Raw genomic sequence first — 14,940 nt, forward strand, 5'->3', positions numbered from 1 at the left:
TGACGCAACCGGACCGTACGGAGAGCCAAACCACGCCCGTGGCGACGCCCTTTCGACACCGGTTTACCCGTCGACGGTGGAGGGTTCGATGAATATGCGCGTGACGTTTCTCGGGACGAGTGGGGCCGTGCCGACGACCCAGCGCAACACGAGCAGCATCTTTCTGAACCGCGACGGCGACTACCTCCTCTTCGACTGCGGCGAGGGCACACAGCGGCAGATGATGCGCTACGGCACCGGCTTCGCTATCGACCACCTGTTTGTCACGCATCTCCACGGCGACCACGTGCTCGGGATTCCGGGGCTGCTCCAGACGTGGGATTTCAACGAGCGCGAGCGCCCGATCGCCGTCCACACGCCGGCGGGCACGCGCGGGAACATCCAACAACTCATCCAGGCCAACGGGACGACGCCCTCGTTCCCCGTCCGCATCAACGAGGTGTCGGCCGGTGACGTGGTCCTCGACCGGCCGGAGTACGAGGTCCGTGCCGTCGAGACGGCACATCGCTGTGCCGGCGTGGGCTACGTCCTCGACGAGGACGACCGGAAGGGGAAGTTCGACCGGGAGAAAGCCGAAGAGGAGTTCGGCATCCCGCCGGGGCCGAAGTACTCCAGGCTTCACCGCGGTGAGGCCGTCGAACACGATGGCGAGACCATCCAGCCAGAGGCCGTCGTCGGGCCGCCGCGTCCCGGCCGGCGGTTCGTCTACACCGGCGACACGCTGCCGACCGAGAGCGTCATCGAGGCCAGCGAGGGCGCGGACCTGCTCGTCCACGACGCCACTTTCGCCGAGGACCGGAAAGAACGGGCGAAGGCGACGGCCCACTCCACCGCCCGGGAGGCCGCCGACGTGGCGCGGCAGGCCGGCGCGTCGACGCTTGCGCTGACGCACATCTCGACGCGCTACGCCGCGAGCGCCGACCAGCTAGTCGACGAGGCCCGCGACGCCTTCGACGGCGAAGTCGTCCTCGCCGAAGACGGGATGGAGCGACGCGTCGAGTTCCCGGATGCGGACGAGTCCTGATGAGATAGTGCAGCATTTATTCCTCGAACCGATAACCCAGCCATGACGCACCGATTAGTCCACGTCGGTCTGGGCGGTCAGGGTTCTACCTGGGCGACAGACGCGATTCCACCGAACGTCGACGACGGCCGAATCGAGGTCGTCGCCGCGGTCGACACCGACCCCGAACGGCACGAACTAGCCGAAAGGGAGCTCGGGCTGTCGTCGGAGGAATGCTACACCGACCTCGAAACCGCACTCTCGGAGCGCCCGGCCGAGATGTGTTCTATCGTGACGCCGCCGGCGACCCACGAGGCCGTAGTCGAGACGGCACTGGCCCACGACCTGCATATCATCTCGGAGAAGCCGATCGCCCACACGCTGGAGGCGTCGGTCCGGGTCGCCGAGAAAGTCGAGACGGCCGGCAAGAAGATGGGCGTCACGATGAGCCACCGGTTCGACCGTGACAAGGCGACGTTCCACCGGGCCGTCGAGGAGGCCGGCGACGTCGATTATCTGACGGGTCGGTACACGGGCAACGTCCGTGAACACGGCTTCTACGCCGACTACGTCTACGAGATGGAGGACATGCTCCTGCTCGACGGTGCGATCCACCACCTCGACATACTCGCGTCGCTCGCCGATTCGCCCTGCGAGCGGGTGTACGCCGAGACGTGGACGCCCGACGGGGCCGACTACGACGGCGACTGCACCGGCTTCGTGACGCTGCACTTCGCCGACGGGACCCGGGCCCAGTACGAGGGCAGCTACGCCAACGCGACGACGCTGAACGGCTGGGGACACGAACAGTTCCGCGCCGAGTGTTCGGACCAGACCGTCGTCCTCGACCGCCGCGACGTCGAGCGGTTCCACGGCGACGCATACGACGTCGGGAACTTCGACAGCATCGGCAAGGGCGACGGCGAGACAGTCCCGCTGGCGAACCGACCCCACTGGAAGAACGCCTGGCTCATCGAGCAGTTCTGTGACTGGGTCGACGGCGGCGAGCCGATGCCGACGAACGTCGACAGCGTCCTCGAATCGATGGCCATCGTCTTCGCCGCCATCGAGAGCAGCGAAACCGGCGAGGCCGTCGACGTGCAGGCGCTGCTCGAGGACGCCCGCGCGAACGCCTGGTAGATTCAGCCCGAGTCACCGCTGAACACGTCACCGCGGGGCTCGTATTCCATCTCGTCACAGACAGCACCAGCCACGTCCGCGCCCCACTCGCGCTCGACGAGGTGGACGGCGAGGTCCAGGCCGGACGTGACACCACCGCAGGTCAGTACGTCGCCGTCGTCGACGACGCGAGCGTCGACCACCGTCGCGTCGGTCGCTCGCAGGTCCTCGATTGCGCCGCCGTGTGTCACTGCGGGGCGGCCGTCGAGCAGGCCGGCCCGGGAGAGGACCATTCCGCCCGTACAGACGCCGGCGACAGTCGCGCCGCGGTCGTGGGCCGCCGCGACGGCGTCGGGCAGGTCCCCGCGTTCGGTCTCCGTCCAGACGCCGGCCTCGCCTCGGTCGTTCCACCCGCCGCCGGCCACGACGAGCAGGTCCGGGACGACGTCTGTGAGCGGGCCGTCGGGTTCGACCCGGAGCCCGTGGCTCGCGGTGACCGTATCGGACTCACGCACCGAGCGAAGCGTCACGTCCCACGACGCGCCAAAACGCGCCGCGTTCTCGAACACCTCGTAGGGGCCGATGGCGTCCAGTTCGTCGAACCCGTCGAAGCAGACGATTGTGACAGTGTCCATGCCCACGACAGGGCCGACAGCGGCAAATAGCCCAGTGTTCGTACGTGACTCGGTACCGTCCGACAGTTCTCCGGAGCGTTCTTTGGCGACGCCGTCGAGGGAACAGGTATGTCCCACCCGTTCCATATCGTCGACGTGTTCGCCCGGGAGCGATACACCGGGAACCAGCTCGCCGTCGTGACAGACGCCGGCGACCTCGACAGCGAGGAGATGCAGGCCGTCGCCGCCGAGATGGCCTACTCGGAGACGACGTTCGTCACCGGTGAACCGACTGACGGCGCGTGGCCGGTTCGTATCTTCACGCCCGCCGCTGAGGTCCCCTTCGCCGGCCACCCGACGCTCGGGACGGCACAGGTCATCCGGGACCACCTGGCTGATGGCCAGGCCGAAACGGTGACGCTGGACCTGCCGGTCGGCGACGTTCCGGTCGACGTTCGGGAGCGCGACGGGCGCGAGACCCTGTGGATGACACAGCAGCCCCCCGAGTTCGGCGAGCAGTTGGCCCACGAGGACCTCGCCGCCGTGCTCGGCCTGCCGGCCGACCGGCTGGACCGCGATTGGCCGGTAGAGATTGTCTCGACGGGGCTGGCGACGATTGTCGTTCCAGTGGCCGACCGGGACGCGCTGGAAGCCATCGACCTGGACCGCGACGCCTACGATGCCGTGACCGGCGACCGCGATGCCAAGAACGTACTGGCGGTCTGTCGGGAGCCGAGAAGCGACGACAACGACCTCGCCGTCCGGGTGTTCGCGCCGTTCTACGACGTTCCGGAGGACCCCGCGACCGGCTCCTCGAACGGGTGTCTGGCCGCGTATCTCGCCCGCCACGAGATGCTCGGGAGCCCTGCCGTCGAGGCCCGCGTCGAGCAGGGCTACGAGCTGGGGCGGCCGTCGCTGTTGTACCTCTCGACCGGCGGCAGCGGCGCAGACATCACCGTCCGGGTCGGCGGCAGCGTCGTGCCCGTCGCTCGCGGCGACCTGCTGTAAGTGGCCGCGACAGCCGAGCTACCGGCACACTCATTTCGCACCGTACACAACGGCGGGCCATGGAGCTCGCACACGCTGCGATCTGCGTCTCGGACCTCGACCGCGCGATGTCGTTTTACGACGCGCTGGGCTTCGAAGAGACCGACCGCTTCACGCTCGACGGCGTCGAGAACGTCTACCTCGGCCGGGACGGCGACGGCTACCTGCAGTTGCGCTACGACCCCGACCGGACCACCCCGGTCGCGCCGAACCGCGCCGACGTGGACCACATCGCGTTCACCGTCGAGCACGTCGAGGAGACCTACGAGACGGCCATCGACGCCGGCGCTGCCCCGGTGCTCGAACCGACGGAAATCGACGCCGCCGACGCCTTCGCCGCCTTCGTCGAGGACCCCGAAGGATACACACTGGAGTTCTATCACGGGGTCTGACCACGGCGCTCGCCTGGAGCGTGTCCGTGCCGCCTTCAGTACACCGGCCCATCTCGGTCCGTGCTCACCAGCCCGACTCAGCGGAGCACGGAGCGGACCCGACCGAGACACAGCGCCGTCGCCCGACTGGCGACCAGCCGAGTCGGCGCGGAGACGCCGAGCAAGAGCCCGCTGAACCCGACCAGACACGTCACCGCGGCCGTAGCGGCGACCGCGACCGGGGAGGCGCCGGCGCTCTCGAGTCCCGCGACCGCACCGGTGGTTGTAGCGAACGAGACGACGAGGCCGAGCGCGAGGTGGGCCGCGACTGTCGGGTCAAACAGGGTCCGGCCGAAGACATCCGTCGCGTAGTAGACGACGTAGGCGAAGATGACCAGGTTCATTACGCCGTATCCGGCGGCGCCGGCGAGGGCACCGAACTCCGCGCCGAAGACCACCGGCACCGGGACGCTGAACAGTAGTCCGTAGAGCTTCGTCCGAAAGCTCACGGCCGGCTTCCCGACGCCCTCCATCGCGTGCGAGGCCAGTGTCCAGAACCCCCGCAGGATGTTCACGCCGCCGACGAGCAACACAGTCGTCGAAAAGACCTGCTGGGCGTCGGGGAAGGCTATCCGCGCGACCACGTCGTGTGCGGCCAGGAGGTAGCCGAAGACGACGAAGGTGACGCCCGTCCCGCCGGTGACCGCGCCGTCGAGGTAGGCGAGGGTGTTGCCGGCCGCCGAGTCCCCGCTGACTTTCGTGAGAAGCGGCGAGGAGAGCCGCCAGGAAATAGTCGCGCCGAAGTCCGCGAACCGGTCTGCGGTCTCGTAGATGCCGACGGCGGCGGGCGTTCCGACCACGCCCAACACGTACACTGGCATGTTGTACGACAGGCGGTCGAGCACCTGGTCGGGGACGCTCCACTTCGCGAACGCCCAGGCACGCCTGATGGTGTGTCGGTCCGGCAGCGTCGGAACGACGCCCAGATACACGGTCACCGGGGCGAGCACGGCGAGGCGAACTGCGGCGATCACCAGAAGGAGGTCCCCGGCCGTCGCCACCGTCGAGCTAAGCGCCAACAGGACCGCAAGCTCGATGGCGCTCTGTGCGCTGGTGAGCCACGTCTCCACGCTCGGGTAGCCGATGGCGGCGAGCAGGCTCGCGGCAATCATCGACAGTGTGACCGAGAGCGCGTACAGGCCGACGGGCGCGAACAGGCCCGGAGAGACCACGGTCCGGCGGACGATTGAGTCCGCGAGCGGGGCCGCGACGGCCCCGGCGACGAGGAGGTAGGCGACAGCAAACAGCACCGCCAGCCCGAGATAGGGGTCGACGTCTTCGCCCGGTTCGCTCCCGATCTTCTGTAGCGCCTGGCTGAGGCCCCGGATCGGGCGGAGGACGAGGGAAATCGAGATGCTGACGAAAAAGAACGTGCCAGTGGCTGCCGGTGACGTGACGACGGCGTAGACGAGCCCGCTGAGAACGAACAGCGTCGTCGACACGAGCGCCCCGCCGGTCGTCCGAATAGAGGCGTCCAGCAGGTCGATGTCGTCGCCGTCACGCCGTTGGACCATCACCCAACTGTCGGGGCCTGGGGCGGGAAAATGATGCGATAGCCCAGGGTGTCGCTACCGCTCTGTTCGCTCAATCAGTCACAGCAAACACCACCCGGCCCACTTTTTCACCGTCCGTGCTTTCGGAGGTTCTCACTGCGTTCGAACCGCTCGACGCCAGGACTGGGGTTCGAACCGGCGGCGAGACGGGTGCCTCCTGTGCTCCGCGCTGTGACTCGCGTGCGCAAATCCCAGTAAGCGACGCAAACGCTCCGATTGCGAGCACACCGGGTGCTCGCTGGAGTCGGTCACGTCAGAAGACGCCAGGACTGGGATTTGAACCCAGAATCCCAAACGGGAACACGCTTTCCAGGCGTGCGCCTTACCAGATTCGGCCATCCTGGCACGTGTTTCGAGAGTGCGAGGGCGGGCGATTAAGGGCTTTCGTTTCCGAACAGCCTTGGCTGCATGCGGTAGGAGACCAGCATCGCCCCGACGGCGACGGCCACGGCGACGCCGACTTTGGCCGATATCGACACCGGCGTCCCGGCCAGCAGTTCGTACCCCTGGACCAGGACCAGAAAGGCGAGGCCGCCGACGGCGCCCCACAGGAGGCTGGCCTTCGTTCGCGGGTCCATCAGCGCCCTCCGCCCCGTGTTGTTGTATCGGCTGATACGGTACGTGCAGGCCGTCGCATACACGAAGCGGTGGTCGCCGCGAATAAAACCCCGCCGGAATCAGAGCAGGAACGTGACAAGCGCCAGCACCAGGAAGATGACGACCAGGAACTTCGCGACCCGGAAGCTCAGCCCGGCGATGCCACGGAACCCGGCGATTCCGGCGACGAGGGCCAGAATCACCAGGACGACGGCGTAGTACAACAGTCCGCCACCTGACTGCAGCGGCACGGTCACGGTCGATGGCACAGCGGGCGTAAGCGCTACCATCGACACCACCTGTTACAGGGACGCCGGGGAAACTCGAGCGCAGTACTATCGTGCAATGATGCCAGCGATGACATAGTCGGTCCTTCCGGCCGTCACGGGGCCAGTGTTGTGCTTGCGAGGTGTGGTGGAATCGGCCGGGAACGGCCTCACAGGGACAGTACGGCGCCGTCATTGACATGACAGGGCTACTCGACTCGACCGGGCTTTCATATGCAGGTCATCGGTGTGTACCGAACGTGACAGTCAGACGAGTACGTCGACCTCGTACCCCTCGTCGGTGAGCGCGTCGATGAGTGCGTCGACGTGGTCGGGGCCGCGGGTCTCCAGGTCCAGTTCGACCTCGGCCGAGCTCATCGCCACGTCGCGACTAGTCCGGTCGTGCTCGATGGCGTAGATGTTTACCTGCTCTCGTGAGAGGACCTCGACGAGCTCTTCCAGCGCGCCGGGTCGGTCCTGGAGGACGGTCCGGATCTTGAGATAGCGGCCGGTCTCGACGAGGCCGCGCATGATGACGTTAGTCAGGGTGTTCAGGTCGATGTTCCCGCCACACAGCGCAGGGACAATCGTCTCGTCGGCCTCGAAGTCGAACTTCGCCCCCATGACGGCGGCCAGCGCGACGGCACCCGCGCCTTCGGCAAGCGTTTTCGAGCGCTCGAGTAGCGTCGTCAGGGCGACAGCGATCTCGGAGTCCGACACCGTCACGACCTCGTCGACCCGTTCGCTGATGACCTCGAACGTCTTCTCACCGACGGTGCGGGTGGCGATGCCGTCGGCGATCGTCTCGACGCTGTCACGTTCGATGCGGTGACCCTTCTCTAAGGATTCAACCACGCTGGACGCCCCCTCGGCCTGGACGCCGACGACCCGGATGCGCTCGTCTTTCCCCTTGAGCGCCGTCGCGATGCCGCTGATGAGCCCGCCGCCGCCGATGGGAACGACGACTGTGTCCACGCCGGGGAGGTCCTCGTAGATCTCCAGTCCGATCGTCCCCTGGCCCGCCATCACCGTCTCGTCGTCGAAGGCGTGGACGTAGGTCCGGCCCTCCTCGCGTTCGAGTTCGTGTGCGTGTTCGGCGGCCGCGTCGTAGTCCCGGCCGTGGAGGACTACGTTGCCGCCGTAGCTCCGGGTCGCCTTCACCTTCGAGACTGGCGCCCGTTCCGGCATCACGATCTTCGAGTCGACACCGATTCGCGTGGCGGCCAGTGCGACCCCCTGGGCGTGGTTGCCGGCGCTCGCCGTGACGACACCGGCGTCCCGTTCAGCGTCCGAAAGCGACGCGATGCGGTTGGTCGCGCCCCGTATCTTGAACGAGCCCGTGCGCTGGAACAGTTCGAGCTTGAGGTGGACATCCGCGCCTGTCATCGCGGAGAACGTATGCGAGTAATCGAGCGGTGTGTGCCTGGCCGTTTCGGAGACGGTGTCCTGTGCCGCGAGCACGTCCTCAAATGAGAGCATGGGAGTGGCTATTCACCGGACCATGTTATACTGTCGGCCGGCCGCACGGTATCGACGGGTACCACAGTGGCACTGCTCGGGTACTGTACTGAAACGGAAAGGGGAGCGTGTGACTGCACGCGGGACGACGAACGCGATTGACTTAAATCCCGCCGTAGCGCGGTGAAAGTGAAAGTACGGGACAGCGTTCGGGCGTGTGACTCGCTCCCGCCACCCGTACCGAGACGCGGCCGTCTGCCAGTGGGACAGAACTGTTTTACTCCCGCTGTGCAAGCACGTAGTAGATGGACACCTGGCAGCGGCGGACGGGGCTGTACGTTCTCGCCCTCGTTGGCATCATCCTCGGCTACGCGCTGGCCTACGACTACGGGATGGCGACGTTCGAGAACAACCCACAGCCATTCCTGCGGTCGCTCCGGGTCGTGGTCGAGACGTTCACCACGACAGGGTACGGCTCCGACGCGCCCTGGAGCACCACGGAGATGCGCCTGCTCGTCATCGTAATGGACCTCACTGGCGTCGTGCTCATCTTCCTCGCATTGCCGGTGTTGCTGTTTCCGCTGTTCGAGGAGGCGATGGAGACGACGGCCCCGAACACGGTCGAGAACGGTCTCAGCGACCACGTCGTCATCTGTCAGTTCTCCCCCCGTGGTGAGACCCTCGTCACCGAACTCGACACCTGGGACGTCGACTACGTCATCGTCGAACCGGACCGGGACCGGGCCAACGACCTCTACGAAGAGGGGTACGACGTCATCCACGCCGACCCGCAGTCCGTCGATGGGCTCGAACGGGCCCGTCTGTCGTCCGCCCGTGCGCTCGTCGCCGACGCGTCCGACCAGGTCAACACCAGCATCATCCTCACCGCCCGCGAGGTCGACGAGTCGGTCCAGACTGTCAGCGTCGTCAAGGAACCGGACCGCGCGAAGTATCACGACCTCGCCGGCGCCGACGCCGTCCTGTCGCCGCGCGGACTGCTCGGCGAGAGCCTCGCGAGCAAGGTGACGACCGGCGTCTCGACGACACTCGGAGACTCGATAGAGATCGGCGAGGACTTCGACATCGCCGAACTGCCGATCCACCGGGGGAGCGACCTCGTCGGGACGACGCTGGCCGACAGCGGCATCCGCGAAGAGACCGGCGTCAACGTCATCGGCGCGTGGTTCCGCGGCCAGTTCGTGAGCCCGCCTGCCCCCGACGCCGAGCTTGACGGCAGTACGGTCCTGCTGGTCTCGGGTACCGAACGCCAGCTGGAACAGCTCAAGGAGCTAACCCTCTCTAGCGTGCGCGGCTTCCGCCGCGGGGAGACGGTGGTCATCGGTGCCGGCGAGGTCGGACAGACGATAACATCGGCGCTGACAAGCGCCGGGGTGCCGCATACGGTGCTCGATCAGACCGACGAGCCCGGCGTCGATGTCGTCGGCGACGCCACGGAGCCAGAGGACCTGCGACACGCCGGTGTCGGTGCAGCCAGGACGGTCATTCTCGCCCTTTCGGAGGACACAGACACCGAGTTCGCGACGCTGGTCATCCGCGACCTCAACCCGGACGTCGAAATCATCGCCCGTGCTGAAGAAAGCGAGAACGTACGGAAGATGTACCGTGCGGGCGCGGACTACGTCCTCGCGCTGTCGACGGTCAGCGGCCGGATGCTCGCCTCCACGATTCTCGAGGACGAAGACGTCATTTCGATGGACCAGCAGGTCGAAGTCGTCCGCGTCGCCGCCGACGGCCTCAGTAATACGACGCTCGGCGAGGCCGACGTCCGCTCGCGGACGGGCTGTACGGTCGTCGCCATCGAACGCGACGGCGCAGTCATCACCGACCTCGACCCTGACGTGACTATCGGCCCGAGTGACCAGCTCGTCATCGCCGGCACCGACGACGGCGTGACGCGGTTCAAGTCGGTGTTTGGATAACCACCTTTTTCCGCCTCGGGTGCGCTTCACGCACCGCTCGGCGCAAAACGTGGGCGAAAAAGGCCGAACGCTCGCTATGCTCGCGTTCGGTGAACCGCTCACTTCGTTCGCGGACAGTCACTACGCGTCCGTTACCGCAGCGTTCGATATTAGAGAGGGTCGACAGAAGATGGATTCTATGCTGATTCCGGGAACCGGCGGCGTCGCCGCCGGATGCCGGCCGCTCAGCCCTTCCCCGGTTCGCGCGATGAAACGCGCTCACGGCCGTCAGTAATCCACTCTTCAGACGAACAGTAGCAGTAGCTCCTATCGCTCGTCCAGCGGTACGAACTCCGTCTCGTCGGGGCTTTTGCCGACGTAGCGGGCACGCGGTCGAATCAGACGGTTGTCCTCGATGTACTCGAAGACGTGGGCGACCCAGCCGCCGACGCGGGACATCGCGAAGATAGGGGTGTAGATGTCGATGGGGATGCCCATCTGGTAGTACGTCGACGCCGAGTAGAAGTCGACGTTCGGGGCCAGTCCCTTCTCTTCCATGAGGTAGTCCTCGATGGTGGTCGACATCTCGTACCACTTGAGCGTGCCGGCGGCCTCGCCGAGCTCCTTCGAGCGCTCGCCGAGAATCTTCGCCCGCGGGTCCTTGACGTTGTAGACGCGGTGCCCGAAGCCGGAGACGCGACGGCCCTCGTCGAGGGCGTTCTTGACCCAGTCGAGCGGGTCGGACTCGGCGTCGTCGACCTCCTTCAGCATCTCCATAACGTCCTGATTGGCCCCGCCGTGGAGCGGTCCCTTCAGCGTCCCGATGGCGGAGGTGACCGCGCTGTGGACGTCCGACAGCGTCGACGCCGTCGTAATCGCCGAGAACGTCGAGGCGTTGAGGCCGTGGTCGGCGTGGAGCACGAGCGCCTGGTCGAACACGTCAGCAAGCACGTCGTCCGGCTCCTCGCCGTTGAGCATGTAGAGGAAATTCGCCGCGTGGTCGAGGTCGTCACGCGGTCCGACGGGCACCTTGCCGTCGCGGATGCGAGTAAAGGCCGCGATGATGGTCGGAATCTTGGCCGTGATGCGGCGGCCCGTTTCGAGGTTGACCGTCTCGTCGGTCGGCTCGGCGTCCTCGGGCGCGGGGTCGAACGCCGAGAGCATCGACACCGCGGTCCGGAGCGCTGCCATCGGGTTCTCGTCAGCCTCGGCGAGCTGTCGCACGGTCGAGATGACGTCGTCGTCGACCTCCCGTGCAGCCACCATCGCCTCCTTGAACTCGGAGAGCTCGTCCCGGTTCGGCAGATAGCCGTGCCAGAGGAGGTACAGCACCTCTTCGTAGCTGGCACCCTTTGCGAGGTCCTCGATGGTGTACCCCCGATACACGAGTTTGCCAGCGTCGCCGTCGATAACGCTGAGTTCGGACTCGGCGACGATGACACCCTCGAGTCCCTTCTTGAGGTCGTCGGACATACGCAATCAGTTCCCTACCTGCCGGGAAAAACATTTTCTTTCCAAGCCTGTGTGGCACAATGTCAGGAACGGTTATTGGACGAGCGTTCAGTTCGGGGTCGCTGTGACTGCGGTTTCGTCGTTCGCAGGACCGCTGACGCGGCTGTTCAGTCTGGTGTATAACACCGGCGGGGAATCGATTACCGGTCCATCCGAGTTTCCGAGACGTGTTTCACCAATTCGTTCACGGGAAAGTCGTCGTCGTAATCGAAGGACGCGAAGACCCCTTCGTATCGCTGTGAGGGGAAGAAAAACACGACGATATCCTCGAAAAACAACGTCTGTGCATTGAACCGGCCTTCCCCGATGAGCGATTTGAAATCGTCTCCCGTGACGGTGTGTGCCATTATTAGTTTGTACGCTTCGTCGAGGTCTCTGTCCGAGTAACTGCCTTCTACGTCCTCACGGATGTACTCGATTTCGAAGGTGGTACTCTGTAGGTCGGCGACGACGCGAGGCCTCGACTCCCCGAAGTTCCGAACAGCGTCGGCAATCTCAGACATGCCGTGAAATTTTCCGCTACGTTGAAAAATAGACTGCATTGGTTGGAAAGGGCGCCGGGACGCTGTGAAGAGCCCCACCGACCACGCCGGCGGGTCGGGGCCAGCCGCGACCGCCAACAGGTCATGCTACCGTCCCGTACAGTGAGGAACGTTTTTGCTCGGGGCCGTCGAATCGGCGGCTATGGACCCGACAGGGACGGTCGAGTACGAACCGGTCAGCGTCAAGCAGGTGCTGGCCGAGATGAAAGACACCGCCGAGTTGCTCATCGACCTCTCGTACTCGGCTGTCCTGCTGGGTAGTGACGACGTGGCCGCGGAGGTCCTGGAACTGGAGGAGAAGATGGACGTGCTCCAGTTGCGCGCACGCATGAGCCTCCTGATGGCCTGCCGGTCGACAGCGGACGCGGAGTCGCTGGCCCCCGTGCTGGGGATGGTCGGCGCCGCGGAGAAGATCAGCGACGCAGCCGGCGACATTGCCAAGGTCGTACTGGAGGACATCGGCCTGCCGGACACGATGCGAGCGGCCCTCCCTGAGGCCGTCGAGACACTGTTGCGGGCGACAATCGGTTCGGGCTCCGCGCTGGCCGGCGAGACGCTCGGGAGCCTCAATCTCGAAACCGAGACCGGCGTCCGCGCCCTGGCGATTCGCCGGCAGGGGAGCTGGCTGCTCAACCCCGACCGGGAGACGCGCCTCGAGGCGGGCGACGTGGTGCTGTTCCGTGGCCCCGAGGACGGTATCGCCGAGGTGTATCAGGACGCGACCGGCGACGTGTACGAACCGCCGGAACCGCCGGAGGGAGGCGTCCGCGACCTCGAACGCGCCGTCGACTCTATCGTCCTGATGAAAGACATGGGTGAACTGGCGGTCGACCTGGCCTACGGCGCGGTGCTGTTCGACAGCACGGAGGTCGCCGAGGAGGTCGTCGAACTCGAAGCCGAGGTCGACGCGCTGCAGTCGCGGTTCGAGGCCTGGACGCTCCGGGCCGCCGCCGACATCGACGACCCCGTGTCGCTGCGGGGCCTCGTCCATCTGGCCCGTTCGACGGAGGTCATCTCCGACGCCGCACTGGAGATGAGCGAGGGCGTCCTGCGGGGGCTGTCGACACATCCAGTCGTCGCCGAGGCCGTCCAGGAGTCCGACGAGGTCATCGTCCGGACCACGGTGTACCCCGACAGTGCCCTCGCCGGGACGACCATCGGCGATGCGGAGGTCAAGACGGCGACGGGCATGCGGATTATCGCGATACGACGCGGGGCCGGAGAGAGCGAGCGGACCGGGCGCGAAGGCGGCGACTGGGTCGTCTCGCCGGGACCGGAGACGTCGATTCAGACTGGCGACGTGCTCATCGCGAAAGGCACTCGAACCGGCGGCGACCGGCTCGCGGACCTCGCCAACGGTGAATAGCGGCACCCGCTCTGCTACTGTCTAGCGAGTCGGACAGCCGAGGCCACCGTGAACAGCGCCGTCAGCAAGCCGCCCAGCGAGACAGCGAGAACGAACGCCAGCCCCACGTAGAAGCCCATCGGACGCTGGGTCCCGGGCAGGACGAACAGGGCGAACAGCCCCGCGGTGAACAGGCCGGCGACTGCGAAGCCGATTTTCGCGTTGCGTGGCACGTTCAGCGCCGCGACCATCGCCGCTTTGCCGCTCCGTGGCTCGGACTGGGACACGGCAACCGATAGGGTCGGCGGCCACAAGATGCCGTCGGTCCGGCGCAACTGCTGCTGTAATCCGAACCAGTAAAGGCTCCCAAGGCAAACGTGAGAACAATGGTTACTTTCGGTACGGCGACCGCCGCCCCCGGTGAGAGAGACACGGGGCGGCTGGAGGTCGGTGAGACCCGCGACGGGTCGGCGTTCGGGCTACCGGTCGCCGTCGTCAACGGTGTCGACGACGGACGGACCCTCTACATACAGGCGGCCAGCGACGGCGATGAACTGAACGGCGTCGGCGTCATCCAGCGGACGCTCCCGAAGCTCGACCCGATGGAGCTGTCCGGGACGATTCTGGTCTGTGGCGTCGTCAACTACCACGCGTTCCAGGTCGCCGAGCACCGTAACCCGATCGACGACACGAAGATGAACCGGGCGTATCCGGGCGACAAGACGGGGACCTCGAGCGAGCGAATCGCCGCCGCAACCTTCGACGCCGCCATCAGCGCCGACTACGTGCTCGACCTGCACCAGGGGTCGACATCGCGGATGATCGACGAGGTGCGGGTCCGGTGTGGCACCAGGCATCGCCTCCACGACGAGTGTCTCGAACTCGCGAAGGTGTTTGGCTGTGGCTACATCCTCGACCAGAAAGGCCCCGACGGACAGTTGGCCCGCGCCGCCCCTGACGAGGGCGTCCCGACGATCGACCCCGAACTCGGCGGCTGTGTCGGCTGGGACGAAGCCTCCATCCAGCGGGGCGTCGACGGCGTGTTCAACGTGTTGAACTACTACGGCTTCCTCGATGGACACCACGACACCCGCCCCCAGACCCGCGCCTCCGGGTTCGAGCAGTACGGCTCCCCCGTGGGTGGCCTTCTCGACCTCAAGCCCGACCTCGGCGACCGCGTCTCCCGCGGCGAGACGCTGTTCGAGGTGACCGACGTGTTCGGCGAGCCAAAGGCCGAGATCACCGCCGACTCCAGTGGCGTGTTCTGGCGCGTCCGCCGGCTCCCGCAGGTCGCGACCGGCGAGTACGTCTGTTCTGTCGGGACGAACGTCGATACTTACTAACCACTTTTTACTTCGGAGGGTGTCCTCGGCCGCGATGCGGCCTGTGGGCACCCTCCTCGCAAAAACGTGGGGAAAAACGCGGGACCTCGCTTCGCTCGGTCCCGTGAAACGCGGCGCTTCGCGCCGCATATGCTTGCTGACCTGCCCTTCCCCGGGGCGGCCGACGGAGCGGCCGCCCGGCCACCGCTCTA

15 protein-coding genes and 1 tRNA gene are annotated in these 14,940 nt (G+C 66.2%); 7 read left to right on the forward strand and 9 right to left on the reverse strand.

Annotated elements, in window-relative coordinates; translation table 11 throughout:
- The first annotated feature begins 88 nt into the window (after positions 1-88).
- Both rnz and KZ498_RS02965 read left to right on the forward strand, forming a co-directional pair.
- Positions 89-1,024 carry a ribonuclease Z gene (gene rnz / locus KZ498_RS02960; RefSeq protein WP_312616687.1) on the forward strand — a complete coding sequence of 312 codons (936 nt, stop codon included), beginning with the start codon at positions 89-91 and terminating at the stop codon, positions 1,022-1,024.
- Between the two features lie 42 nt (positions 1,025-1,066).
- On the forward strand, positions 1,067-2,143 hold the full coding sequence (locus KZ498_RS02965; RefSeq protein WP_312616688.1) for a Gfo/Idh/MocA family oxidoreductase: 1,077 nt from the start codon (positions 1,067-1,069) through the stop codon (positions 2,141-2,143).
- Positions 2,144-2,145: 2 nt separating this feature from the next.
- Here KZ498_RS02965 and KZ498_RS02970 read toward each other — a convergent pair whose 3' ends face one another.
- A complete protein-coding gene (locus KZ498_RS02970) occupies positions 2,146-2,757 on the reverse strand; it encodes a DJ-1/PfpI family protein (protein ID WP_396276088.1) in 612 nt (203 codons plus the stop codon).
- Positions 2,758-2,865: 108 nt separating this feature from the next.
- Here KZ498_RS02970 and KZ498_RS02975 point away from each other — a divergent pair, with 108 nt between their 5' ends.
- A complete protein-coding gene (locus KZ498_RS02975) occupies positions 2,866-3,744 on the forward strand; it encodes a PhzF family phenazine biosynthesis protein (protein WP_312616689.1) in 879 nt (292 codons plus the stop codon).
- Positions 3,745-3,803: 59 nt separating this feature from the next.
- Positions 3,804-4,175 (forward strand): VOC family protein, encoded by a 372-nt coding sequence (locus KZ498_RS02980; RefSeq protein ID WP_312616690.1) that lies wholly within the window; start codon positions 3,804-3,806, stop codon positions 4,173-4,175.
- Between the two features lie 77 nt (positions 4,176-4,252).
- Here the strand turns inward: KZ498_RS02980 and KZ498_RS02985 are convergent, their stop codons facing one another.
- The 5 genes from KZ498_RS02985 to ilvA all read right to left on the reverse strand — a co-directional run bounded on the left by KZ498_RS02985 (position 4,253) and on the right by ilvA (position 8,109).
- Positions 4,253-5,728 (reverse strand): transporter, encoded by a 1,476-nt coding sequence (locus KZ498_RS02985; protein WP_312616692.1) that lies wholly within the window; start codon positions 5,726-5,728, stop codon positions 4,253-4,255.
- A gap of 300 nt (positions 5,729-6,028) precedes the next feature.
- Positions 6,029-6,112 (reverse strand) — tRNA-Ser (locus KZ498_RS02990).
- Between the two features lie 29 nt (positions 6,113-6,141).
- The gene (locus KZ498_RS02995) at positions 6,142-6,345 is read right to left on the reverse strand and encodes a hypothetical protein (protein ID WP_312616694.1); all 204 of its coding nucleotides are present in this window, start codon (positions 6,343-6,345) and stop codon (positions 6,142-6,144) included.
- A 99-nt stretch (positions 6,346-6,444) separates the two neighbouring features.
- Positions 6,445-6,654, reverse strand: coding sequence for a DUF1328 domain-containing protein (locus KZ498_RS03000; RefSeq protein ID WP_312616695.1), 210 nt, complete (start codon positions 6,652-6,654; stop codon positions 6,445-6,447).
- A 243-nt stretch (positions 6,655-6,897) separates the two neighbouring features.
- Entirely contained in the window at positions 6,898-8,109 is a 1,212-nt protein-coding gene (gene ilvA / locus KZ498_RS03005) for a threonine ammonia-lyase (RefSeq protein WP_312616697.1), read from the reverse strand.
- 284 nt (positions 8,110-8,393) lie between these two features.
- On the opposite strand from ilvA, the gene KZ498_RS03010 reads away from it, so the two are divergent.
- Positions 8,394-10,028: an NAD-binding protein gene (locus KZ498_RS03010; RefSeq protein WP_312616699.1), complete on the forward strand. Its 1,635-nt coding sequence runs from the start codon at positions 8,394-8,396 to the stop codon at positions 10,026-10,028.
- A 306-nt stretch (positions 10,029-10,334) separates the two neighbouring features.
- On the opposite strand, the gene citZ is transcribed toward KZ498_RS03010, so the two are convergent.
- On the reverse strand, positions 10,335-11,480 hold the full coding sequence (citZ, locus tag KZ498_RS03015; protein ID WP_312616700.1) for a citrate synthase: 1,146 nt from the start codon (positions 11,478-11,480) through the stop codon (positions 10,335-10,337).
- Positions 11,481-11,659: 179 nt separating this feature from the next.
- Positions 11,660-12,022 (reverse strand): hypothetical protein, encoded by a 363-nt coding sequence (locus tag KZ498_RS03020; protein WP_312616702.1) that lies wholly within the window; start codon positions 12,020-12,022, stop codon positions 11,660-11,662.
- Positions 12,023-12,203: 181 nt separating this feature from the next.
- On the opposite strand from KZ498_RS03020, the gene KZ498_RS03025 reads away from it, so the two are divergent.
- Positions 12,204-13,427, forward strand: coding sequence for a TrkA C-terminal domain-containing protein (locus KZ498_RS03025; protein ID WP_312616704.1), 1,224 nt, complete (start codon positions 12,204-12,206; stop codon positions 13,425-13,427).
- Positions 13,428-13,441: 14 nt separating this feature from the next.
- On the opposite strand, the gene KZ498_RS03030 is transcribed toward KZ498_RS03025, so the two are convergent.
- Entirely contained in the window at positions 13,442-13,657 is a 216-nt protein-coding gene (locus tag KZ498_RS03030) for a hypothetical protein (RefSeq protein WP_312617343.1), read from the reverse strand.
- Positions 13,658-13,792: 135 nt separating this feature from the next.
- Here KZ498_RS03030 and KZ498_RS03035 point away from each other — a divergent pair, with 135 nt between their 5' ends.
- Entirely contained in the window at positions 13,793-14,749 is a 957-nt protein-coding gene (locus tag KZ498_RS03035; RefSeq protein ID WP_312616705.1) for a succinylglutamate desuccinylase/aspartoacylase family protein, read from the forward strand.
- Positions 14,750-14,940: the final 191 nt, after the last annotated feature.

Origin of the sequence: Haloarcula sp. 1CSR25-25 (assembly GCF_032027985.1) — an archaeon.
Lineage (GTDB): Archaea > Halobacteriota > Halobacteria > Halobacteriales > Haloarculaceae > Haloarcula.